Below are 22304 nucleotides of genomic sequence, written 5' to 3'. Positions count from 1 at the left end.
GACCAGATATGGCCAATGTCGTCGTAGTCGGCGCCCAATGGGGTGACGAGGGAAAAGGCAAGATCGTAGACTGGCTCAGCGAGCGCGCCGATGTCATCGCGCGCTTTCAGGGCGGCCATAACGCGGGCCACACATTGGTCATCGACAGCAAAGTTTATAAGCTGCACGCGCTGCCTTCGGGCGTTGTACGTGGCGGCAAACTGTCGGTCATCGGCAATGGTGTCGTATTGGACCCATGGCACCTGATGAAAGAAATCGCCACTGTGCGCGAGCAGGGCGTGGAAATCTCGCCCGAGACACTGATGATCGCGGAAAACACTCCGCTGATTCTGCCAATCCACGGCGAGCTGGACCGCGCTCGCGAAGAGGCCGCCAGCAAAGGCACCAAGATCGGTACCACCGGTCGCGGCATTGGCCCAGCATACGAAGACAAAGTTGGCCGTCGTTCGGTTCGCGTTGCGGATCTGGCAGATGACGCCACCCTAGAGGCGCGTGTTGATCGTGCTCTGCAGCACCATGACCCACTGCGCAAAGGTCTGGGTATCGAAGCCGTCGACCGTGACGCGCTGATCGCTCAACTCGAGGAAATCGCAGCAGAAATCCTGCCGTTCGCCGCACCAGTGTGGAAAGTGCTGAACGAAAAGCGCAAGGCCGGTAAGCGGATCTTGTTCGAAGGTGCCCAAGGCGCGCTGCTGGATATCGACTTTGGCACATACCCCTTTGTGACCTCGTCCAACGTGATCGCAGGTCAGGCCTCGACTGGCGTCGGCATTGGCCCAGGCTCGATCGACTATGTTCTGGGCATCGTCAAAGCCTATACCACCCGCGTTGGTGAAGGCCCGTTCCCGTCCGAACTGGATGATGACGACGGCAACCGTTTGGGCACCCGTGGCCACGAGTTCGGCACCACAACCGGCCGTAAACGCCGCTGTGGCTGGTTCGACGCTGCTCTGGTTCGCCAGACTTGCGTGACTTCGGGCGTGACCGGAATTTCCTTGACCAAGCTGGATGTCCTTGACGGGTTTGAAACCTTGAAGATCTGCACCGGCTACGAGCTCGACGGCGCGAAAATGGACTATCTGCCAACCGCTGCTGATCAGCAGGCCCGCTGCACTCCGATCTACGAAGAGATGCCCGGTTGGAGCGAATCAACCGAAGGCGCGCGCAGCTGGAATGACCTGCCCGCCAACGCGGTGAAATACGTCCGTCGCATCGAAGAACTGATCGGTTGCCCGGTTGCCATGCTGTCCACCAGCCCGGAGCGGGAGGACACCATTCTGGTAACCGACCCGTTTGAAGACTGATGGCTGACAAGAAAGGTCTCAGCTACAAGGCCCGGCGTCGCTGGGCCCTTGTGGTGCTGCTGATCGGGTTGCCGCTCTATATCATGGTGGCAACCGTGCTGGGCGGACTCCTGGTGGATTATCCGGTTGTTTTGCAGCTGTTGGTCTTTGTTGTGCTGGGGATCATCTGGATCCTGCCGTTCAAGTCGTTGTTTCGCGGTATTGGGCAGGCCGATCCTGACGCGCCAAAAGACGAGTGATTCAAGCATATCGCAAAGAAAAAAGGCAGGTCGAAAGACCTGCCTTTTTTCTTTTATGCCGAGTATTCTCAGCCTGCGGCGCGTTGACCTGGGCGAAACCCGATCTGGCCCGAAGCCGTGAACTGACCATTGTTGGTCTTCTCGATCTTGCCTTCACGCAGCAACAGACCAAATGACCGCAACCCGTCTTCACGATTGAATTCGGCGCTGTCCAACAATTTGACTTTGTTCATCAGCTGCGGACGTGAGAAGTGATCGCGACCTTCAACAAAGCTCATGTAGGAAGCAGCGGCCTCTAGAAGTTCATTCAACTCCACGGCACCGCTTTCGGTGGCATATTCTGCAAACCCACCTTCACGCCCATTATTGGCAAACTCAGCTTCATCTACCTGGGATGACGCAATTCGGCGGGGCCGTACCGGGCCATCTTTCTTCACCGGCTCTTCATCAATGCGCTGTTCGGCCACCAGTTTCAGTGGGGCAGGGCGTTGCGCAGGCTCTGGGCGTCGTGATGCAGTCTTGGTCGGCGCAGGGCGACGTGGGCGCACTACGCTGGCCAGATCCTCACGATACTCATCATCGCGAATGTCCGATCCAACGCTGCCCCCTGCGGCCCGGTCAGCCTGAGCAGCAGCCATGGCTGCGCGCAGATGGTCGTAGGTCTCGCGTGAAGAGGAAGCCTCTGGATCTTCCAGCTTTTCGTCGGCTGCGTCCATGAGGCGAGATATGTCGCTGTCCGGAGTTTCGGCAACTGGACGCGCTATCGCAGGCTTTGAAGGCGTTGCCACAACCTTGGCTACGATCTCTTCCTCGGCCTCATCTTCTGCAGCTGCTTGCTCAGCGGCCGCTGCCTCGTCTGTCGCCAGCAATTCAGCCTCGACAGCGGCAAGCTCGCGTAGCAATTCGGCCTCGTCCGCGTCGGATAGCGAAGAGTTAAGAACCGGCTCGGCTTTTTCCTCTTCCACCTCTTCCAGCGCACCGGATTCGACAGCCCGCTCAAGATCGGCCCGTTTTACCCGCACGATCCGGGCGCGTCTTGGTCTTATGACTACGGGCTCTTCGACTTCAGGTTCCGCAACCTCGGTTTGTTTGGCCACTTCGGCCAATATGTTGCTGTCGTCGTTTGAGTCGTCAGACTCTGCCGCGCTAGATATAGCTGCCAGATCTTCGAAAAGGCTGGTGTCATCACTGTCAGCCGCGGCGACGGTCTCCGCCTCAGCAGCAACCTCGACCTCTGCTTCGACTTCAGCCTCTTCTTCGGCTTCGGCGACGGCCTCAATTTTGGATTCTTCTTCAGTCTCGGCTTCGGCGTTGGCCTCAACTTCGGGTTCTTCTTCAGTCTCGGCTTCGGCGGCGACCTCAACTTCGGGCTCTACTTCAGTTTCGACTTCGGCTACGGCTTCAACTTCGACCTCAGCTACAACGTCAGCTTCAGTTTCGACCTCTGCGACGATCTCGGGCTCAACCTCAGCGGCGGCTTCTACCTTGGGCTCTTCCTCGGCAACCTCTTCTGCTTCGACCTCTGCCTCAGGTTGCTCCACATCTGAACTAGCCTGACGTTGATCAATGCGCTCTAGGGCTTCAGCGATTTCAGCCTGGTCCTGATTGTCTTCTTCCTCGGCCAGCTCTGCCTCATCGTTGGAGCGCATGGCAGCAGCAATATCTACTGCGGATTCAGTGACGAACAGTTCAGCGTGCTCATCTTCTGAGAACTCTTCCTGACGGGGGGCTTGGGAAACAACTGCTCGAATGCGCTGAAGCTTCGCTGCAATGCTATCTGCGGCAGGATCACTGTCATCTTCTGCATTGCCTTGGCTGTCTTCCATGTCGGTGGCGACAAGGTGTTCAACAGGCGGCAGCTCAACCGCTTTGGGTTCGGCAACGGCCGCGGCAATCGCGGCCAAGTCTACACCATCATCCTTGGGCTGTTCAGTAAGCTCAGGTGTTTCAGCACTTGTTTCAATAACGACAGGGGCGGGCTCCGCTGGTGCTTCGGCAAGGGCGCTTTCAGCCTGAGTCTGTGGTGGTACATCCACGAGTTCCGGCTTGACCGCTTCGGCAATCTTAACGGGGTCCGCAGCTGCAGCATCCGGAGCACTAACTTCTGCCGCATCAGGTGTTGCCATTGGGGCAGGTTCCGCAGCGCGCAGGTGAACTGCGCCATCGCTGGTGCGGGCCTCGACCTGACGGTCAACCTCACGCTGGGCAATACGCGTCAACATCTCGGCATCTGGCTGAGGCGGTTCGGCGCCAAAGTATCGGTCATCTGACGCCAGATCACGGAAATACTCAGCGATCGCCTTCATGGTGTCGAACGAATCTTCGAACCCTTCCAGCGTGCAAGAGAAAGTTCCGTAAGAAACAGTTAAAACTTTGTTATTTTGTACCATAGGAATCTTGTCCTCGCCAAAGCTATTGCCGTTTACATAATAGGCGCAGAGCGTCAAATTCTGTCCGAATCCATGCAATTGATCGTATGATTTTGTGACCAGATTGTGGCTTGTTTCTAAAATTGCAGGAATATCGAGGGAAATGCGTTGATTGTTGAGCAGGGCAAGTCAGTAACACTGGTTGGCGGCGGTACAATAGGGCCGCAGGACCTTGAATTTGCATTATCCTTGGCTCCCTTTCTGGTTGCCGCTGATAGTGGTGCTGACCGGGCTGTTGCTGCCGGGTTTGAGCCTCAGGCCGTGATCGGTGACCTAGATTCTATATCGAATGTAGTGCGCAACCAATTGGCGCCCGAAAAGATTTTCGAAATTGCCGAGCAGGACAGTACAGACTTCCACAAAGCGCTGCGGCAGATAAAAGCTCCGGTTGTGCTGGCCGTTGGCTTTCTAGGTGAAAGGGTGGACCATCAACTGGCTTCATTCAATACTTTGGTTCAAAGTTTGGCTAGTCCCTGTATCGTGCTAGGCGAAAATGAAGTTGTTTTTCATATCCCGCCCCGGATTAACCTTCCGACCCGCGCCGGTGACATCGTATCCCTGTTTCCTATGGGGGAGGTCACCGGGTGTTCGACGGGGTTAAAGTGGCCCATAAACGGGTTGCAGATGTCACCGATGGGCCAAATCGGGACGTCCAACATGGCCACAGGCCGGGTGTCACTCACACTGGATGGGCCTGGTCTGCTTGGGATTATACCGCGACACCACTTGCCACACCTTATACCACTGATTTCTCAGGCGCGGCGCTGGTAGCGCATAGCTGTTTGGCGGTGATTTGTTCGCGTAATATGACATAAAGCCCGGCAGCAATCGTTACGGCAATGCCAACCGAGGCTAGGGTGTTGGGGAGCTGGTCGAAGATCAGCCAGCCAAACAGTGTGGCGATGGGGATCTCCAGATACTGCATCGAGGCCAGCGTAGAGGCCGGCGCATATCGCAGGCTCCAGGTCATCAGCAGATGTGTCACGGTGCCCAAAACGCCAATGGCCACCAGCAACCCCCAATCATGCCCAGTTGGGACGAGCAGGGTCAGCGGCGCGACATCCATCGCGGTTCCGATCAGTAGCAAAGGTGTCAGGATCACACAGGCCATCACACCAGAAACGGCTTGCAGACCTATTGGATCGGTTTGTTTGGCGATTTGCCGTGTCACCAACATAAAGAAGGCAAAGATCACCGCCATCAACAGGGGCCACAGGGCCGGCCAACCGATCACGACAAAGCTGGGCTGGATCACCATTAGGGTCCCGCCAAAGCCAACAACGCAGGCACCTATGCGACGCATGCCGATTTTTTCGCCAAGCACATATTTGCCAAGTAGCAGCATCAGAAACGGCATCACAAACGCGATTGCAACGGCGTCAGCCAGCGGCAGGTATTTCAGTGCGGTGAACATGGCGCCGATACCGCCAATATGAAGCAGGGTACGCAGAATTGTCAGTTGCAACACACGGCCCCGCATGCGCCAATGACGGCGAGTGACCCAAACCAAGGGGGCCAGCAGTATGACTTGTACCGCAAATCGCACAAACAGCAGCTCGCCCAACGGGATAGTCCCGCCCAACAGTTTGGCCACTGCGTCACCCATCGGAGCAACAATGCAAAATCCCAGCATTAGCAGGATACCAAGTGTGGGATGATCTTGTGTCATTCCTAAACGCTAGCTCAGAATGACACGATTGCAAGTAAAGGTTGCTATCCGCGTCAACATTTCAACAGTTAGGGATGTTGACCGCCAACCCGCCAAGCGAGGTTTCCTTGTATCTCTCATGCATGTCCTGCCCGGTCTGGCGCATGGTTTCGATCACCGAATCCAGCGGCACAAAGTGCTGCCCGTCACCACGTAGCGCCAAAGAGGCCGCTGACACGGCTTTAATCGCGCCCAGTCCGTTGCGTTCAATACAGGGAACCTGCACCAGACCTTTGACCGGATCGCAGGTCATGCCTAGATGGTGTTCCAGTGCAATTTCCGCTGCATTTTCAACTTGTTCCGGGGTGCCTCCCATAACGGCGCACAGCGCGGCTGCGGCCATTGCTGCGGCTGATCCGACCTCTGCCTGACAGCCTGCCTCGGCACCAGAGATGGATGCGTTGTATTTCACCAGCCCGCCAATTGCGGCGGCCGTCAGCAGAAAATCCTCGACATGGCTGGGTGCGGCACCGGGCACGTGATCCAGATAATAACGGAACGTTGCCGGTAGAACCCCGGCAGCGCCATTGGTGGGGGCGGTGACCACTTGTCCACCTGCGGCGTTTTCCTCGTTCACCGCCATGGCATAGACGATCATCCAGTCGTTGATTGTATGCGGGGCAGGTTGGTTCATGCCACGTTCCGCGATCAACGAATCGTGAATACCCTTGGCGCGGCGACGGACGTTCAGGCCTCCGGGCAGGATGCCATCGCGCTCCAATCCGCGCTCAATGCAGTCATTCATAACCTGCCAAAGCCGCGCTGTGCCCCTAGCCAGACTTTGCTCACAGCCGCGAGATATCTCGTTCGCCCGCTTCATCCCGGCAATGCTCTTGCCGCTGGAGTTCGCCATCTTCAGCATCTCAGCGGCTGAGTGGAAAGGAAAGGGGACCGGGGCACCATCGTCAGTGTCCTTGCCGTCTGCCAGTTCCTGTTCGGTCAGGACAAATCCGCCACCAACCGAATAATAGACCTGCTTTAGGATTACATCGCCCTGCGCATCGGTCGCCATCAGGATCATGCCATTGGCATGACCTTCCAGAACCAGATCGTAGTCAAAGATCATGTCCGTTTTAGGATCAAACCGCAGGTCTCCCAACCCCTCGGGTCGAACGACCTTCTCGGCGTTGATCGCTGTCAGGGCCTCTTCGGCTTTGACGTCGTCATAGGTCTCGGGCTGAAATCCGGCGAGCCCAAGGATGGTGGCACGGTCTGTAGCATGGCCAACACCGGTAAAAGCAAGCGACCCATGCAATGAGGCCTTTACCCCATGGAATTCAAACGGTGACGCGCGCATTTCATCCAGAAAGCGGGCCGCCGCCACCATGGGTCCCATTGTGTGGGATGAACTCGGGCCGATGCCGACCTTGAACATGTCAAAAACAGAGAGGAACATTATGTTGGGGTCCCTTCGGGAGGTTGGGCAGGAGACGGGCTGGTGAATGGCGTCGCGCCAAGGCCTTCGGCGTTGCAGGCGGCTGAGACAGAGGCGCGCAGCTCAAGCTTGGCGCACATAGCATGCAGGTTTGGGTATTGGGCAAGCACCATCCAACTGCGGTCACTGCCTTCCGGGTAAAGCGCTATCCAGCGCAGCAGGCAAGCAAGGTAGAGGTCTAAAACCGATGGCGCGTCCGCGCAGAGCCAAGGCGACTTCTCTTCGGCGGCGGCATCAATGATGCTCAGATGGGTATGCAGACGTTCGCGTTGCACACGACGCAACTCGTTTTGTTGGGCCAGGTCCGTTCCGATGTATCGCTCTGGGTAGAACAGAATGCGCAGGTCGGCATGCAGGGTGTTTGAGATGAAGAACAACCACTTCAAGAACCCGGCCCGCTGGTTGCTGTCGACTGCTGGAGCCAAGGCCCCATGGCGGTCGGCCAGCCACAGCAGAATAGCCGCAGTTTCAAAAATTGGCCCGTCTGGAGTTTCCAGCACCGGGATCAAACCATTCGGATTAAGCGCCTGGTAAGCCGCACTACGCTGGACCTGCGCCTGTCGGTCCACAAGCACGGTCTCATAGGCTTGGCCCAACTCCTCTAGTGCCAGCCGAATAATCAGCGAGGCATTGTCAGGGGCATAGTGAAGGCGATAGCGCGATGTCATGGCGTAGTCCTAAATCACTGCCTGGTCTGTCCAATGTTCAAATGCGTCGTTTCCCATCGGAAACACGAAATTTGGGCGTGTCTAGCGGATCTGTCGGCAGCTGTCACGACCACGATAGGTGGCGGTGCAATCCAAGGGGTGAGAAAGAGTATTTGTGAAAAGGAGAAGGTTTCGGCGGCAGTATTCCTTTTCTAATACACACGTCATCGCAATCCTGCCAAAACCAGGAACACGGATGGGGTGAATTGTTCCTCGCAACCTAGCCTCAGTTTGCATATAAACCGATCAAACATCCCTACGGAGTCACTGTTATGACCGGAGAACTGTCCCCCATTGATAAGGCCAAATTTGTTGCCGCAAAGCGCGCCGCCGATTTTGTCGAAGATGGAATGCGCGTTGGGCTGGGAACCGGGTCAACCGCTGCCTGGCTGGTACGCTGTCTGGGCGAAATGGTCCGTGACGAAGGGCTAAAGTTCAAGGGTATTCCAACCTCAACCCGCACTGCCGAACTGGCGCGTGAAGTTGGCATTGATGTGATCTCGCTGGATGAGGCCAAGTGGCTGGATCTGACCATTGACGGGGCCGACGAATTCGACGGTGACCTGAACCTGATCAAAGGTGGCGGCGGTGCGCTGTTGCAGGAAAAGATCGTGGCGACGGCATCTGATCAGATGGTGGTGATTTCTGATGTGGGTAAAGAGGTCGAAACCCTGGGCCATTTCCCCCTCCCGGTCGAGGTTATCCCATTTGGCTGGCAGACCACCCATGCGCTGATCGAGGAAACCCTGATTTCGATGGATGTTCTGGGCCGTTCGGCCACCCTGCGCATGAACGGGGACCGTCCCTTTATCACAGATGAGGGCAACCACATTCTGGACCTTCACCTGCAACGCATCGGCAACTGCCGCCAGTTGGCACTGGTGATGAACCAAATGCCGGGCGTGGTGGAAAATGGGCTATTCATCGACATCTGTGACACCGTGGTGATCGGCTATGGTGACGGCAAGGTCGAGGTGCGCGACATCAATGAGGGTACGGTTGAACACGACCGGCTGGATTTTGTTGAGACTGACAATCTGTTTACGGATCTGGCGGATTGACGGCAATTCCCAGTTTCGGTGCGACAAGGATAATTCTTGCACAACTCATTGCATGACAACGGTACTTTTGTTTCAGGAGGTGCGAAATAGTTTTGTAAGGCAATGTCGGGAAACGCAGCTAAGTTGGTGCTTCAGAAACCAATAGTAGGAGGGTGGCTAGTGTTTTCGTACCGGAAACTTTCCGCGAAGGAGCAGCTGAAGATTAACCTGAAAGGTTACATTCTGGCTGTTGTTTTATACTTCTTGCCATCCCTTGGTTGGGATTTGGGTTTAAGCGGTCGTTTTTTGACTGCGGCGGTATTCTTAGGGCCGCTCTACATAATATATCAATTCATCAGAGTTGTGAGAGGCAGATGAACTCAACCTTAACAATTGGACGCGGAAATTGGGTTGAAGCTCAGCTAGCAACAGCGTGTCAGTCCTGCGGGGGAGTTCGTTAAGCTTGCTCTCTTCACGGTCTCTTCACGTCTTTGCGACATCCCCTACACCACACGGTTGAAACCATGCAGTTCGTCCCCACTTGCGAGTCTGGTAATTGCGCCTTTCCTGTGGGATAGATCGCGCGAGATATAAGGAAGGCGACGCGAATGAGCTTTGACTACGATCTTTTTGTTATCGGCGGTGGGTCCGGCGGTGTTCGGGCAGCACGTGTTGCTGCAGGCGATAACGGCGCCAAGGTGGCGCTGGCCGAGGAAGACCGCTACGGTGGCACTTGTGTGATCCGCGGCTGTGTGCCCAAAAAGCTGATGGTCTTTGCCAGCGAGTATTCCGGCATGGTCGAAGATGCGCAGGCCTATGGCTGGGATATCCAGCCCGGTGCGTTCGATTGGCCGACCTTCAAAGGCAAATTGCACGCCGAGCTGGACCGGCTCGAAGGCATTTATCGCAACATCCTGAAAAACAACGGCGTCGAAAGCTTTGATGCCCGTGCCAAGCTGGTCGACACCCATACGGTTGAGCTGTCGGATGGCACCCGTAAGACCGCCAAACACATCCTGATCGCCACTGGTGGTCGCCCGATTGTGCCGGACTTCCCCGGCTCCGAGCTGGCCGTGACCTCGAACGATATGTTCCTGTTGGACAAAATGCCTGAAACCCTGCTGATCGTGGGTGGTGGTTATATCGCCTCTGAGTTTGCGGGCATCATGAATGGCTTGGGCGTGAAAACCACTCAGTTCTATCGTGGCCCGCAAATCCTGCGCGGGTTCGATGAAGAGGCCCGTAACGTAGTGGCCGAGGGCATGATCGAGGCTGGTGTTGATCTGCAGACCAACACCAACGTGGTCGAGATGCGCCAAGAGGGCGACAAGATCCTTGTGATCGACACCCATGGCAACGAGCAGCTGTTCGACAAGGTAATGTATGCCACCGGTCGCGCACCAAACGCCGATAACCTAGGTCTCGAAGAGCTGGGCATTGAGCGCGGCAGCAAGGGCGAGATTGTGGTCAATGACTACAGCCAGACCGGCGTGCCGTCGGTCTATGCCATTGGCGACGTGACAGACCGGGTCAACCTGACCCCAGTTGCGATCCGTGAGGGCATGGCCTTTGTTGAAACCGTGTTCAAGGCCAACCCGACCAAGGTTGATCACGAGTTGATTCCAACTGCGATCTTCACCCAGCCTGAAATGGGCACTGTGGGCCTAAGCGAGGAAGAGGCGCGGGAGCTTGAAGAGATCGAGGTTTACGCAACCAGCTTCAAACCGATGCAACAGGCCTTTGCAGGCCGCGCGCAACGTGTTTTGATGAAACTGGTGGTCAGCAAGGCCAGCCGCAAGGTTCTGGGCTGTCACATCGTGGCACCGGGCGCGGGTGAAATGATCCAGTTGGCAGGCATCGCGGTCAAGATGGGCGCGACCAAAGAAGATTTCGATCGGACAGTGGCGGTACACCCGACCATGTCCGAAGAATTGGTAACACTGAAAACACCTGTGCGCAGCGCTTGAATTTTTGCGGCCAAGGTCTCAGTTTAGCACAAATGCCGCGTTTGGCGGTAAGTAAGGGATAGGAACATATGTCGGGCAATAGCGGTGGCCCCTGGGGGGGCGGAGGCTCTTCCGGTGGCGGAGGCAACAAGGGTAACGGTGGCGACAACAACGGTGGCGGTAAGCGCCCCGATGATGACAGCCCACAGATCCCCGAGATCGACGAGCTGATGAAAAAAGGCCAGGAACAACTGCGTGTGCTGATGGGCGGACGTGGCGGCGGTGGTCAGGGCGGCGGCAATCGCAGCGGTCAGGGTGGCGGCGCTGGGCCAATGTTTACCAAAGGTACCGTTGGGCTGGCAGTTCTTGCCGGTGCGGTTCTGTGGGGCATGGCCAGCTTTTACACCGTAAAGCCAGAAGAGCAGTCTGTTGAGCTGTTCCTTGGCGAATACTCGGCCACTGGTGAACCCGGTCTGAACTTTGCGCCATGGCCACTGGTCACTGCCGAAGTCATTCCGGTCAAGGTCGAACAAACCGAGACAATTGGTGCAGGCGCGCGCGGCAATGATGCCGGGCTGATGCTGACCGGTGATGAAAACATCATCGACATTGATTTTCAGGTTGTCTGGAACATCAATGATCCGGCCAATTTCCTGTTCAATCTGCGTGATCCTAAGCAGACCATTCAGGCGGTGTCTGAATCGGCCATGCGTGAGATCATCGCGCAGTCGGAATTGGCTCCGATCCTCAACCGCGACCGGGGTATCATCTCGGACCGGCTAAATGAGCTGATCCAGTCGACACTTGATAGCTATGACAGTGGCGTAAACATCGTCCGGGTCAACTTTGACCAGGCTGACCCACCTGAGCCCGTCAAAGACGCCTTCCGTGCGGTGCAATCCGCGGGTCAGGAACGTGACCGGCTGGAAAAACAGGCTGATGCCTATGCCAACCAAATTCTGGCGGGTGCACGTGGTCAGTCGGCGCAGACACTCGAAGAAGCCGAAGCTTATCGCGCCCAGGTGGTGAACGAAGCCGAAGGTGAAGCAAGCCGTTTCACAGCTGTTTTGGAAGAGTACTCCAAAGCACCTGAGGTGACACGCAAGCGCCTGTATCTGGAAACCATGGAAGAAGTTCTAAGCCGGGTCGACAAGGTCATCCTGGATGAAACCTCGGGTGGTAACGGTCAGGGCGTCGTGCCCTATCTGCCGTTGAATGAATTACGCCGGACGGAGGGCAACTAATGCGGAAATCAACATTCCTTTTGCCTGTTCTGGTATTTGCAGTTGTTGCGATACTGTCGGCAGTGTTCATCGTAGACGAGCGTGAAAAAGCGCTGGTTCTGCAATTTGGTCGGGTTGTTTCGGTTAAAGAAGAACCAGGCTTGGCGTTCAAAATTCCACTGATCCAAGAGGTCGTCACCTATGATGACCGTATCCTAAGCCGCGAAGTTGGCCCACTGGAGATCACGCCTCTGGATGATCGCCGTCTGGTGGTTGATGCGTTTGCCCGTTATCGGATCGCAGACGTTCGTCAGTTCCGTCAAGCGGTTGGTGCTGGTGGCATCGCCGTAGCTGAAAACCGGCTCGATTCGATCCTGCGCGCTGAAACCCGTGAAGTTCTGGGTTCGGTTAGCTCAAACGACATCCTGTCGTCGGATCGTGCGACCCTGATGCTTCGTATCCGCAACAGCGCAATTACTCAGGCGCGCGGTTTGGGGCTGGAAGTCATCGATGTGCGCCTAAAGCGGACCGACCTGCCAACAGCCAACTTGGAGGCCACCTTTGCCCGGATGCGGGCTGAACGTGAGCGGGAAGCTGCGGATGAAATCGCCCGTGGTAAAGAAGCCGCGCAGCGGGTTCGCGCCCAGGCCGACCGTACTCAGGTTGAATTGGTTTCCGAAGCCGAGCGTGAAGCCGAGATCATTCGCGGTCAGGCTGATGCCCGACGCAACGCGATCTTTGCCGAAGCTTATGGCGAAGACGTCGAGTTCTTTGAATTCTATCGGACATTGGCCGCCTATCGCGCGTCGATGCTGGAAGGCAATACCTCGATGGTGCTGTCACCCGATTCCGAGTTCTTCAACTACCTGAAGTCCTCGGCTGGCGTTGACGCCAACTGATGGCGATGATCTTTCTGGCCCTCGGGCTGGTGTTTCTAGTAGAGGGGCTGGCCTATGTGCTGGCCCCTTCGCTTGTTGAACGACTGCTGCAGATGATGCGGCAGATTGGCCTGCAAGAGCGTCGCCAAGTGGGCGCCATGGCGATGGTCCTTGGCCTGATCCTGTTGTGGATTGCACATCTGCTGGGTGCGTGAACGCCTGAACATAGCGGGAAACAGGCAATGGGCGGATTTCAGCGCATCCCGTGACCGGATAACGCAAACAGGGCTGTAACTTTGCTCACTTCAAATTGAAAGTGTGCAACATTTATTGCGACAAGCGCCGAAGTGACTACATTGTCTCCCATACCTCTTTAGGACTAGGTATCGGACCACCCGTTCTGGTGCATAGAAGGATGGCAACAATGACAAGGAGTAGATCCGTGCAGCCTCAGGCAAAAGCGATTTCAATCAGCCAAGACAGAACGGCCACTGGCCCCCGGCTGATGTGGCTGGCGTTGGTGACCACAGTGATGGTTCTGGCGCAGGCACTGGTGGCGCAGGCGCGTCCCGAAAGCCTTGCGCCTCTTGCCAAACAGATCAGTCCGGCAGTGGTCAACATTACCACGACAACCGTTATCGAAGGCCGGACCGGACCGCAGGGCATAGTGCCCGAGGGATCGCCGTTTGAGGAGTTCTTTCGCGAGTTTCAGGATCGCAACGGCGAAGGCAATGGCAATGGTAACGGCAGCGAACCCCGCAGACCCCGCCGCTCTTCGGCGCTGGGATCGGGTTTTGTGATTTCCGAAGACGGTTACATCGTTACCAACAACCACGTAATCGCCGATGCGGATGAAATCGAGATTGAATTCTTCCCCGGTGATGGTCAGCCCACTGAATTGTTGCCCGCCAAACTGATCGGCACCGATGAAAAGACAGATATCGCGCTGCTAAAGGTCGACGCTGACATCCCGCTGTCCTTTGTGACTTTTGGTGACAGTGATACGGCACTGGTTGGCGACTGGGTTGTTGCGATGGGCAATCCGCTGGGGCAGGGGTTCTCAGTATCTGCCGGTATCGTTTCTGCTCGTAACCGCGAGCTAAGCGGTTCTTACGACGATTACATCCAGACCGATGCAGCGATCAACCGCGGCAACTCGGGCGGGCCGTTGTTCAACATGGATGGCGATGTGGTCGGTGTGAACACCGCGATCCTGTCGCCCAATGGTGGCTCGATTGGCATCGGATTTTCGATGGCATCCAATGTCGTAACCAAAGTGGTCGATCAGCTGAAAGAATACGGCGAGACCCGTCGCGGCTGGCTGGGTGTTCGCATTCAGGACGTTGATGCAGATCTGGCCGAGGCCATGGGGCTGGATAGCGCAGCTGGCGCACTGGTCACTGATGTTCCCGATGGCCCATCCAAAGATGCTGGCTTGCTGGCTGGTGACGTGATCCTGACTTTCGACGGTGTTGACGTTAAAGACACGCGTGCTTTGGTTCGTCAGGTTGGCGCAACCGAGGTTGGCAAAGCTGTCCGTGTTGTGGTGCACCGCGAGGGGGGCACAGAAACACTGCTGGTTACTCTGGGACGGCGTGAAGACGCGGAACGTAACATCGCAGCCCCAGCCGTTGAAGAGGAAGCTACGCCCGACGTCGCCGAGAAGGAACTTTTGGGTCTGACCATTGGCATGCTGACCGAGGAAATGCTTGGCGAGTTGAATGCTCCTGAAGGCACCGAAGGTGTGGTTATTCTATCAGTCGACGAAACCTCAGAAGCCTGGGAGAAAGGTCTGCGCGGTGGCGATATCATCACCGAGGCCGGTCAACAGAAGGTGACCGTGATTGACGATTTCGAAGATCGCATCGCCGAGGCCAAAGAGGCGGGGCGTAAGTCGCTGTTGCTGTTGGTGCGTCGCAGCGGGCAGCCACGGTTTGTCGCGCTGAACTTGGGCGAATAACCGCGTCACAGCGTTTAAGTTCAAAAGGCCGGGCATTGCGCCCGGCCTTTTTTGGTATTTGGACAGCTAAGAACAACGACCTTGTGAACAGAAAAAGAGCCATGTGCGAGGGGCGCATGGCTCTTATAGGGAGAGGCAGGGCAACGGGATGGAACAGGCGTGCCCCGCCGTGATCTCACCATGCGCCGAAACCTCGCAGAGATCTGTGACCCAGGTCACAAGAGGCGAAGAAAACCAAAAGTTTTTTCGACTGAATGTCATTTCCAACGGAACTCGGTTAGATCAATTCGGGTTCGGCCAATCCGCTTAGAGCAGCGCGATCCAAAATGACCACTCCCCCACGAGAGATTTCAATCACGCCGCCGCGTTTCCAGGCGGCCAGCGTTTTGGACACGGCCTCGCGGGTGGCGCCGATGAATTCGGCAAGGTCCGACTGCGAGAGCGCCAGTTTGCCGTCACCCGTTTCCGAAGTCAGGTGCAGCAACTTGCGGGCCAGTCGGACCGGCATCGCCAAAAAGACCTGCTCGTTGTACTGATTTCCCATCCAGCGCATGCGCTGGCCAGCCAGCCGTAGTAGATCTTCGGCCAGCTCGGGGTGGCGCAGAATTTGTGACAGCACATCCCGGTTGCGCAGCCGCAGGACCCGGCTAGGTTCCAGCGCGGTAGCGGTGGCGGTACGGTCACCGGGGTCAAACAGAGCAATTTCACCAAATACGGCGCCGGGTCGCATGATGTCGAGGGACAGTTTGCGCCCCGCCGCGGACAGGATCGAAAACTCAAGCGCGCCGCTGGTGATGGCAAACAGCGCATCACCCGGATCGCCCTGTTCAAACAGCACTTCACCGACATCCAGCCGAACCTCGGTTGCCTGGCTTTCCAGCATCTTTCTCAGTCCTGCGGAAATTCCCGACAGGAACCCGGTGTGCGGCAGGTGGTCAAGTGGCATCTGAGTCTCCGTTTCGTAAGTCGCGCCATGTGAACGCCGTCAGTGATGTGTCTATACGTTCTGGTCGACGATTAGTCTTTGATGGCAACAAGCCCCATTTGGCGGGCTGCAGCCAGTGACAGCAGATTACTGTTCAACCCCTGGGGCGTTTGATACCGGCGCACTGCGGCCCGGGTGGCCCGGTCCATCTCGCCGCTGTTCGACCCACGATACAGGTCACGGGCTGCCAGGGCACGCTGTAGCGAGCCGACGAGCTCGGGTGTCAGTTCCGTGTCGCACAGGATTTCGAACCAGGTGTCCTGCCGTGGTCTGACAATGTCCTGCCGGGTTTCGGTTTTGAACACAGCCGGGTGGAGCACAGTGCCATCGGTCAGAACCTCGGCGGGTTGCAGCAGTACATGATGGGTGACGGTTTCAATGATCGCAGGCGTGGTCTGTTTACCCCAGCAGCTATCTGGTGCAGCACCCGGTGGTGCATCCTGTCCGGCCCGGGTGACGGTCTCCGTTGTGGCACCCGGCGGAGTGCAGGCGCTGAGGCTTCCCAGCAGTAGGGCAGCCAGTAGAAAGGGTCGGGTCAGGGTCATGCTCGAAAGTCTCTGATGGCTGCTCTGCCGGCGGTTTGGCGCAGCCTAACCCAGATCTGGTAGCGGCGCAAAGGCGTCCTTGTCCTCGCGGCCCTGTTCGGTCAGCAGCAGGTCCAGCATCGGCGAGATATCCTCGATCTGTTCGGCAATCACATGGGTCACCGAATGTGCCCGTTGCAACCGCCCCGTCACCCGCAGCATGCGCCCGGCGATCACCGCGCGGCGAAACGCCTCGTATATTTTGCGCCAAACGATGATGTTGATGATGCCGGTTTCGTCCTCAAGCGTCAGAAAGATCACCCCCTTGGCGGTGCCGGGGCGCTGTCGCAGAATCACTAGCCCGGCAACTGTGATACGGGCGTTTTCCGGCGGTTCTGCCAGACGGGATGCAATCAGGCAGGACGGGGGGCGGGGCCAGGCTGATGGCTGGTATGAGGCAAGGTGCGGCATAGAGATAAACCAAAGGGGGCAGGACGCCATGTAACCTTGGCGTGTTGATGCTGAAATTGTGGAACAAATATAGAACGCGGCGATCGAAAGTCCAGCCCATCGTGCCCTGCGACGCAAATGGGTCTGGCGCTGTCAGGGGGGCTTGGCTACACAGTCAATCAAGTACCGAAAAAGGGAAGACCGAAACATGGCGAAGATTACCTATGTCGAGCACAACGGCACAGAGCATGTCGTGGACGTAGCCAGCGGACTGACTGTGATGGAAGGCGCCCGTGACAACAATATCCCGGGCATCGAAGGCGACTGCGGCGGCGCTTGTGCCTGTTCCACTTGCCACGTCTATGTGGACCCGAAATGGGTTGAGAAAGTCCCGGCCAAGGACGACATGGAAGAAGACATGCTGGACTTTGCCTATGAGCCCGACCCAGAGCGGTCACGCCTGACCTGCCAGATCAAAGTGACCGATGCTTTGGACGGTCTGGTTGTTCAGATGCCAGAAAAACAGATCTGATGATTTCCTTGGGTTCAATGGCGCGGCGTCTGATGCCCCGCCTTTGGCCCGGTTTATCTCGCCGCGCCCTGCGTATGTTGTGCCTGGGGCTAGGCGGGATCTGTGTTGCCGGTGCGGTGCAGGCCACACCATCGGATGTGATTGTTGACGCTTGGTTCAGCGAACCAACCACCCGATATGATCACGCTATCCTAGGAGATGGTGTTGAGTGGGGCGCCTTGTCGCTGACCGTTGATCCCTGTCTGGACTGCGAAAGTAGCCAGGCCTACAAGACAATCATCCGCCTGCCTGACAATCACGTATTCGAAGATCTGGAACCACGTCTCATCGATGGCGATGATGGCCTGCCGCTGGTGATGGTGGTCGAAAGCAGCCTGCAACTGGGCGCGCGACTGGCGCTGTATGATGAGCGCGGGCTATATGCCGCAACGCCCTTCATCGGTCGGCCTCACCGCTGGTTGGCACCGATTGGCTCGGCCGATCTGGATGGCGATGGCTGGCCCGAAGTGGCCTATATTGACCGTCCACATTTGGCCAAGACATTGCGGATCTGGACCCTGCGGGATGGAGAGTTGGTTGAGGTCGCCAGTCTGGGTGGACTAACCAACCATCGCATTGGTGAGGATTTCATCACATCCGGTATTCGCGATTGTGGCGATGGGCCTGAAGTGGTGACGGTGGATAGTGGCTGGTCGCGGATAGTGGCGTCTAGACTAGAGGCTGGTGAGATCAGCAGCCGGGAGGTCGGGGCGTTTGAGGGGCAAGCGAGTATGGATGGGGCGTTGGAATGTCGGTGAAGATCTGAGCGGCCTTAAAGATCTCGACGTATCGTGATTGAGGTCGAACGGCTCTACCCGGATGCGCTGTGAAAACCGATTGCAAACGTCCTCGCGCCGCGTAGCGGCGCTGGGCCCAACGGAAGGCGGCATCGATAGAGGCCTGCCGCCGGGCGAGAGAACTTGGCGGGTGGGGTAACCCATGGGTTACTTGGGTTCTGTATTCCTTGGATCCATTCAAAAACCTCGTGTCTCTCAACTAAACACAGCAGGATTACCGGCGGGTAAGAAGAGCGTACGCTGTTAGGGGGTAGGCGCAACGCGGGGAGTCTGCCGACTTGCGTTGGGCTGGCTTTCCTCACAGTGTTCACGTGTTGAACTTTGAAGGCCGTTTGATGTTACGCAATTTCCTTTTGGCTCTTGTTTGGATCGCCGCGGTGCTGGTGGTTGTCGGCTTTCTTGGCCCGTTGCACCGCGCTGCGGACAGTATAGCCATTGTTAGGCCAGCCCTTGGGATTCTGTGCCTGCTCGGGGTCTTCCTTGGCAGGGCGCTTTGGCACCGGACGGTCTTTGCGGTAATTGCGCTGTTGGCTATGTCCACCACTGCGATCCCGTTTATGCCACAGGCACCGGGCGGAGATATGCGTGTCTATTCCAAGAACCTATGGTTTGCGAACACGCAGGTTCAGGCTGTGGTCGCCGACATCGAAGCCGCAGATGTGGATGTTGTTATGCTGCAAGAGGTTTCGGAAAAGAATAATTCGATACTGGGGCTGTTGAAACCGAGGTTTCCTCATCAGCACCTATGCAAGTTTTCAGGCCGGATCGGGATTGCTGTGGTGTCGAAACATCCCTTTGCAGGGGAGCCTGTGTGTTCACGTAATCGGCCAATTGCGGCAGCCCCTGTTGATCTGGGCAGTCAGAGGGTCTGGGCTGTGTCGGCGCATATTCCGTGGCCTTGGCCATATGGCAGTGTTGAGAATGAACAGGCAGCTCTTGATGTCTTATCCAAGTTGGAGGGGCCGGTGGTCATTGCAGGGGATTTCAACAACGTTCCGTGGTCTCATCGGGTGACATCAATTGCCGCCATGACGGAAACGCAATTAGCCGGGCCAATGGGTCCCACATTACATCTTCGAGGCATTCCTCTGCCGATTGATTTCGCCTTAGCACCGCGAGGAGGGACGGTGGAGATGCGCCCGATGCTTGGCTCGAGCCATGCAGGTGTGCTTGCGGATGTTGGGGTTTGGGTCCGAGGAGAGCTGTAATAGAACCCGATCAAGGCATCGGCGAGAGGTTTTCGCAAGACGGGTAGCACCCGCTTTGCGGGCGGGTGCCTGTGTAGTTGGGCTGACGCTTACTGCAGCGCGCGCCAGCCGATGTCGCGGCGCATGAAACCGCCGGGCCAGTCGATGGCGTCAGCAGCGGCATAGGCGCGGTCGCGGGCCTCTTGCAGGTTGTCGCCGCGGGCAGTGACATTCAGTACGCGGCCACCGGTGGCCAGCACCTTGCCGTCTTGCGCCTTGGTGCCCGCGTGAAAGACCATGTTGTGGCCATCCACGGTCAACGCATCCAGGCCTTTGATCTCGGTGCCTTTTGCATATGATCCCGGATAGCCCTTGGCGGCCATGACAACGGTGATGGCGTGATCATCGGCCCAGTTCACCTGAGCCTGATCCAAACGGCCCTCAGCCGCCGCGTGCATCAGGTCCATCGCTTGCGCACCCAGGCGCATCATCAGCACCTGGCATTCCGGATCGCCAAAGCGCACGTTGTATTCCACCAGACGCGGCTGGCCGTCTTTGATCATCAGGCCTGCATACAGAATGCCCTGATAGGGCGTGCCGCGGCGGGCCATCTCTTCCATGGTGGGCTTGATAATCTCGGCCATTGCCTTGGCTTCAATCTCGACGCTGAGCACCGGGGCAGGGGAATAGGCCCCCATGCCGCCGGTGTTCAGCCCGGTGTCACCTTCACCAACGCGCTTGTGGTCCTGGGCAGATCCCATCGACAGCACATTGGTGCCGTCAACCAGCACGAACAGCGAGGCTTCCTCGCCTTCCATGAATTCTTCGATCACCACTTCGGCGCCGGCCTCGCCAAAGGCTCCGCCAAACATGTCATCAATGGCGTCCAGCGCGGTGGCTTCGTCAAAGGCCATGATCACGCCCTTACCGGCGGCCAGACCATCGGCCTTGACCACAATCGGCGCGCCTTGCTGGCGGATATAATCCTTGGCGGCCTCGGCCTCGGTAAAGTGGCCATAGCCTGCGGTCGGCGCATCCACAGCGGCGCAGATTTCCTTGGTAAAGGCTTTCGACGCTTCCAGCTTGGCGGCAGCCTCGGACGGGCCAAAGACCAGCAGACCCGCGTCGCGCAGACGATCTGAAACGCCAGCGGCCAGCGGGGCCTCGGGGCCGACGATGACAAAGTCGATGGCGTTTTCTTCGGCAAAGGTAACAACCGTGCCGCCATGATTGATGTCCAGATCGGCGCAGGTGGCGATTTGTGCGATGCCTGCATTGCCGGGCGCAACGATCAGCTTGTCGCATTTGGGGTTCTGCATCACCGCCCAGGCCAGCGCATGTTCGCGCCCACCGCTGCCGAGGATAAGGATATTCATCGAGGAGACTCCGATCTGCTTGGCCTTGCTTGATGCGCGTTCTATGCTGCGCGGACGTATAGAACAAGAATAACCTAGCCTTCAGGAATTCAGCACCATGTCAGACCTGTTTGACGACCCAACACCGGGTCAGAATACCCCTGAATTCACCGTTTCCGAGCTGTCGGGTGAGGTAAAGCGTACGCTTGAGGGCACTTTTGGCCGGATTCGGGTGCGCGGCGAGGTGGGCCGGGTGTTCACCGCCCGATCAGGCCATTTGTATTACGACGTCAAGGATGACCGTTCCGTGCTGGCCTGCACCACCTGGAAAGGTCAGGTGTCAAAACTGGCGGTGGTGCCCGAGGAAGGGCTGGAAGTGATTGTCACCGGCCGCCTGACCGCCTTTGGTGCGCAGTCGAAATACAATATGAACGTCGAGGAAGTCGCCGTTGCGGGGCAGGGCGCGTTGATGGCGCTGCTAGAGAAACGCAAAAAGCAGCTAGAGGCGGAAGGGTTGTTTGCACTGGAACGCAAGCAGCCACTACCTTACCTGCCGCGTTTCATTGGCGTGGTGACATCGCCATCCGGCGCGGTGATCCGCGATATCCTGCACCGGTTGCGAGACCGTTTCCCACGCAAGGTGCTGGTCTGGCCCGTTGCGGTACAGGGCAAAAACTGCGCGGCAGAGGTCGCCAATGCCATCAATGGGTTCAATGCCTTCACTCCCGGCGGCGCACTGCCAAGACCCGACCTGATCATTGTCGCTCGTGGAGGTGGCTCGGTCGAGGACCTGTGGGGCTTTAACGAAGAAATCGTCGCGCGCGCAGTCGCGGCCTCGCAAATTCCGCTGATCTCGGCCGTCGGGCACGAAACCGACACCACCTTGATCGACTATGTCTCTGATCAGCGCGCGCCAACACCCACGGCGGCGGCAGAATTGGCGGTACCAGTGAGATTGGAGCTGCTGAGCTGGACAGGCGAGCAAGGCGCCCGGATGACCCATGCGGTCGGCCAATCAGTGCAGCAACGTAAACAACGGCTAAAAGACATGTCGCGAGCCATGCCCAAGCCTGAACGGCTGTTGGATGATCCGCGCCAAAAGCTGGATATCCTGTCAGACAAATTGCCAAATGCGCTTATCCGGGGCGTGCAGATCCGTCGCGTTCAGCTTAGCCAGAAATCAGCAGGCCTGCGCCCCAAAACACTAGAAAATCACGTTTCCCGCCGCCGTGGTGAAATGGAGAAAATAGCTGCCAAGCTGTCGCCAATTCCGTTGAAGCGCGAAGTGTCCCGGCAAAGGGATAATCTCAATTCCCTCGGCCAGCGATTGCAACAGGCCCAATCCATACGAGTTGAAAAGACCGGTCAACAACTGGACAGTACCAGCCGACAGCTAGAAATTCTCAGCTACCGCGCCACGCTGGATCGTGGCTACGCAGTGGTCCGCAGCGGCGAACAGCTTATCACCAATTCAACAGATGCCAAAAATGCCGCCGCTCTGACCATCGAGTTCGCTGATGGTAAGGTTGATCTGGATAAGGCCGAAGCTTAGATCAGCGCGCCCGT

The 22304-nt window shown here is 57.3% G+C and carries 21 protein-coding genes; 13 read left to right on the top strand and 8 right to left on the bottom strand.

All coding sequences use genetic code 11. The features are described from left to right. Nucleotides 1-8: 8 nt before the first annotated feature. Together DL239_RS10135 and DL239_RS10130 are read left to right on the top strand one after the other, a co-directional pair. Nucleotides 9-1304 carry an adenylosuccinate synthase gene (locus tag DL239_RS10135; protein WP_167683894.1) on the top strand — a complete coding sequence of 432 codons (1296 nt, stop codon included), beginning with the start codon at nt 9-11 and terminating at the stop codon, nt 1302-1304. Further along, on the top strand, nt 1304-1543 hold the full coding sequence (locus tag DL239_RS10130; RefSeq protein ID WP_167683893.1) for a DUF2842 domain-containing protein: 240 nt from the start codon (nt 1304-1306) through the stop codon (nt 1541-1543). The genes DL239_RS10135 and DL239_RS10130 overlap by 1 nt, the downstream gene beginning before the upstream one ends. 68 nt (nt 1544-1611) lie before the next feature. On the opposite strand, the gene DL239_RS10125 is transcribed toward DL239_RS10130, so the two are convergent. Then, the gene (locus DL239_RS10125) at nt 1612-3933 is read right to left on the bottom strand and encodes a chemotaxis protein CheA (protein ID WP_167683892.1); all 2322 of its coding nucleotides are present in this window, start codon (nt 3931-3933) and stop codon (nt 1612-1614) included. A 147-nt stretch (nt 3934-4080) separates the two neighbouring features. On the opposite strand from DL239_RS10125, the gene DL239_RS10120 reads away from it, so the two are divergent. Next, complete coding sequence (locus DL239_RS10120; RefSeq protein WP_167683891.1) at nt 4081-4743, top strand: thiamine diphosphokinase; 663 nt, start codon at nt 4081-4083, stop codon at nt 4741-4743. On the opposite strand, the gene DL239_RS10115 is transcribed toward DL239_RS10120, so the two are convergent. From DL239_RS10115 to DL239_RS10105, 3 genes are all read right to left on the bottom strand, one after another. Then, nucleotides 4709-5641, bottom strand: coding sequence for a DMT family transporter (locus DL239_RS10115; RefSeq protein WP_167683890.1), 933 nt, complete (start codon nt 5639-5641; stop codon nt 4709-4711). The genes DL239_RS10120 and DL239_RS10115 overlap by 35 nt on opposite strands. A 61-nt stretch (nt 5642-5702) precedes the next feature. Next, nucleotides 5703-7076 (bottom strand): L-serine ammonia-lyase, encoded by a 1374-nt coding sequence (locus tag DL239_RS10110; protein ID WP_167683889.1) that lies wholly within the window; start codon nt 7074-7076, stop codon nt 5703-5705. Further along, nucleotides 7076-7783, bottom strand: a complete 708-nt coding sequence (locus DL239_RS10105) for a glutathione S-transferase family protein (RefSeq protein WP_167683888.1) — start codon at nt 7781-7783, stop codon at nt 7076-7078. The genes DL239_RS10110 and DL239_RS10105 overlap by 1 nt, the downstream gene beginning before the upstream one ends. Nucleotides 7784-8094: 311 nt before the next feature. On the opposite strand from DL239_RS10105, the gene rpiA reads away from it, so the two are divergent. The 6 genes from rpiA (at nt 8095) to DL239_RS10075 (ending at nt 14869) form a co-directional block, all read left to right on the top strand. Beyond that, on the top strand, nt 8095-8883 hold the full coding sequence (gene rpiA / locus DL239_RS10100; protein WP_167683887.1) for a ribose-5-phosphate isomerase RpiA: 789 nt from the start codon (nt 8095-8097) through the stop codon (nt 8881-8883). Between the two features lie 587 nt (nt 8884-9470). Continuing rightward, nucleotides 9471-10829: a glutathione-disulfide reductase gene (gene gor / locus DL239_RS10095; protein WP_167683886.1), complete on the top strand. Its 1359-nt coding sequence runs from the start codon at nt 9471-9473 to the stop codon at nt 10827-10829. 68 nt (nt 10830-10897) lie between these two features. Continuing rightward, a complete protein-coding gene (gene hflK / locus DL239_RS10090; protein ID WP_167683885.1) occupies nt 10898-12052 on the top strand; it encodes an FtsH protease activity modulator HflK in 1155 nt (384 codons plus the stop codon). Continuing rightward, nucleotides 12052-12930: a protease modulator HflC gene (hflC, locus tag DL239_RS10085; protein WP_167683884.1), complete on the top strand. Its 879-nt coding sequence runs from the start codon at nt 12052-12054 to the stop codon at nt 12928-12930. The genes hflK and hflC overlap by 1 nt, the downstream gene beginning before the upstream one ends. Further along, nucleotides 12930-13124 carry a DUF2065 domain-containing protein gene (locus tag DL239_RS10080; protein ID WP_167683883.1) on the top strand — a complete coding sequence of 65 codons (195 nt, stop codon included), beginning with the start codon at nt 12930-12932 and terminating at the stop codon, nt 13122-13124. The genes hflC and DL239_RS10080 overlap by 1 nt, the downstream gene beginning before the upstream one ends. A gap of 209 nt (nt 13125-13333) precedes the next feature. Continuing rightward, the gene (locus tag DL239_RS10075) at nt 13334-14869 is read left to right on the top strand and encodes a Do family serine endopeptidase (RefSeq protein ID WP_167683882.1); all 1536 of its coding nucleotides are present in this window, start codon (nt 13334-13336) and stop codon (nt 14867-14869) included. A 277-nt stretch (nt 14870-15146) separates the two neighbouring features. On the opposite strand, the gene DL239_RS10070 is transcribed toward DL239_RS10075, so the two are convergent. The 3 genes from DL239_RS10070 to DL239_RS10060 all read right to left on the bottom strand — a co-directional run bounded on the left by DL239_RS10070 (nt 15147) and on the right by DL239_RS10060 (nt 16849). Beyond that, the gene (locus DL239_RS10070) at nt 15147-15815 is read right to left on the bottom strand and encodes a Crp/Fnr family transcriptional regulator (RefSeq protein ID WP_167683881.1); all 669 of its coding nucleotides are present in this window, start codon (nt 15813-15815) and stop codon (nt 15147-15149) included. A 71-nt stretch (nt 15816-15886) separates the two neighbouring features. Then, complete coding sequence (locus tag DL239_RS10065; RefSeq protein WP_167683880.1) at nt 15887-16399, bottom strand: peptidoglycan-binding domain-containing protein; 513 nt, start codon at nt 16397-16399, stop codon at nt 15887-15889. Nucleotides 16400-16444: 45 nt separating this feature from the next. Then, complete coding sequence (locus DL239_RS10060) at nt 16445-16849, bottom strand: OB-fold nucleic acid binding domain-containing protein (protein ID WP_167684001.1); 405 nt, start codon at nt 16847-16849, stop codon at nt 16445-16447. A 187-nt stretch (nt 16850-17036) separates the two neighbouring features. On the opposite strand from DL239_RS10060, the gene DL239_RS10055 reads away from it, so the two are divergent. From DL239_RS10055 to DL239_RS10045, 3 genes are all read left to right on the top strand, one after another. Then, nucleotides 17037-17360, top strand: coding sequence for a 2Fe-2S iron-sulfur cluster-binding protein (locus DL239_RS10055; RefSeq protein WP_167683879.1), 324 nt, complete (start codon nt 17037-17039; stop codon nt 17358-17360). Then, entirely contained in the window at nt 17360-18157 is a 798-nt protein-coding gene (locus DL239_RS10050; RefSeq protein ID WP_167683878.1) for a VCBS repeat-containing protein, read from the top strand. The genes DL239_RS10055 and DL239_RS10050 overlap by 1 nt, the downstream gene beginning before the upstream one ends. Before the next feature lie 374 nt (nt 18158-18531). Further along, the gene (locus DL239_RS10045; protein ID WP_167683877.1) at nt 18532-19404 is read left to right on the top strand and encodes an endonuclease/exonuclease/phosphatase family protein; all 873 of its coding nucleotides are present in this window, start codon (nt 18532-18534) and stop codon (nt 19402-19404) included. Between the two features lie 89 nt (nt 19405-19493). Here the strand turns inward: DL239_RS10045 and purD are convergent, their stop codons facing one another. After that, nucleotides 19494-20759, bottom strand: coding sequence for a phosphoribosylamine--glycine ligase (gene purD / locus DL239_RS10040; protein WP_167683876.1), 1266 nt, complete (start codon nt 20757-20759; stop codon nt 19494-19496). Nucleotides 20760-20856: 97 nt separating this feature from the next. Here purD and xseA point away from each other — a divergent pair, with 97 nt between their 5' ends. Continuing rightward, a complete protein-coding gene (xseA, locus tag DL239_RS10035; RefSeq protein ID WP_167683875.1) occupies nt 20857-22290 on the top strand; it encodes an exodeoxyribonuclease VII large subunit in 1434 nt (477 codons plus the stop codon). Nucleotides 22291-22304 lie beyond the last annotated feature (14 nt).

Source organism: Parasedimentitalea denitrificans (assembly GCF_011813015.1).
Lineage (GTDB): Bacteria > Pseudomonadota > Alphaproteobacteria > Rhodobacterales > Rhodobacteraceae > Parasedimentitalea > Parasedimentitalea denitrificans.
The sequence above is the reverse complement of the archived record's forward strand: the minus strand, read 5'-3'. Positions and strand labels throughout refer to the sequence as shown.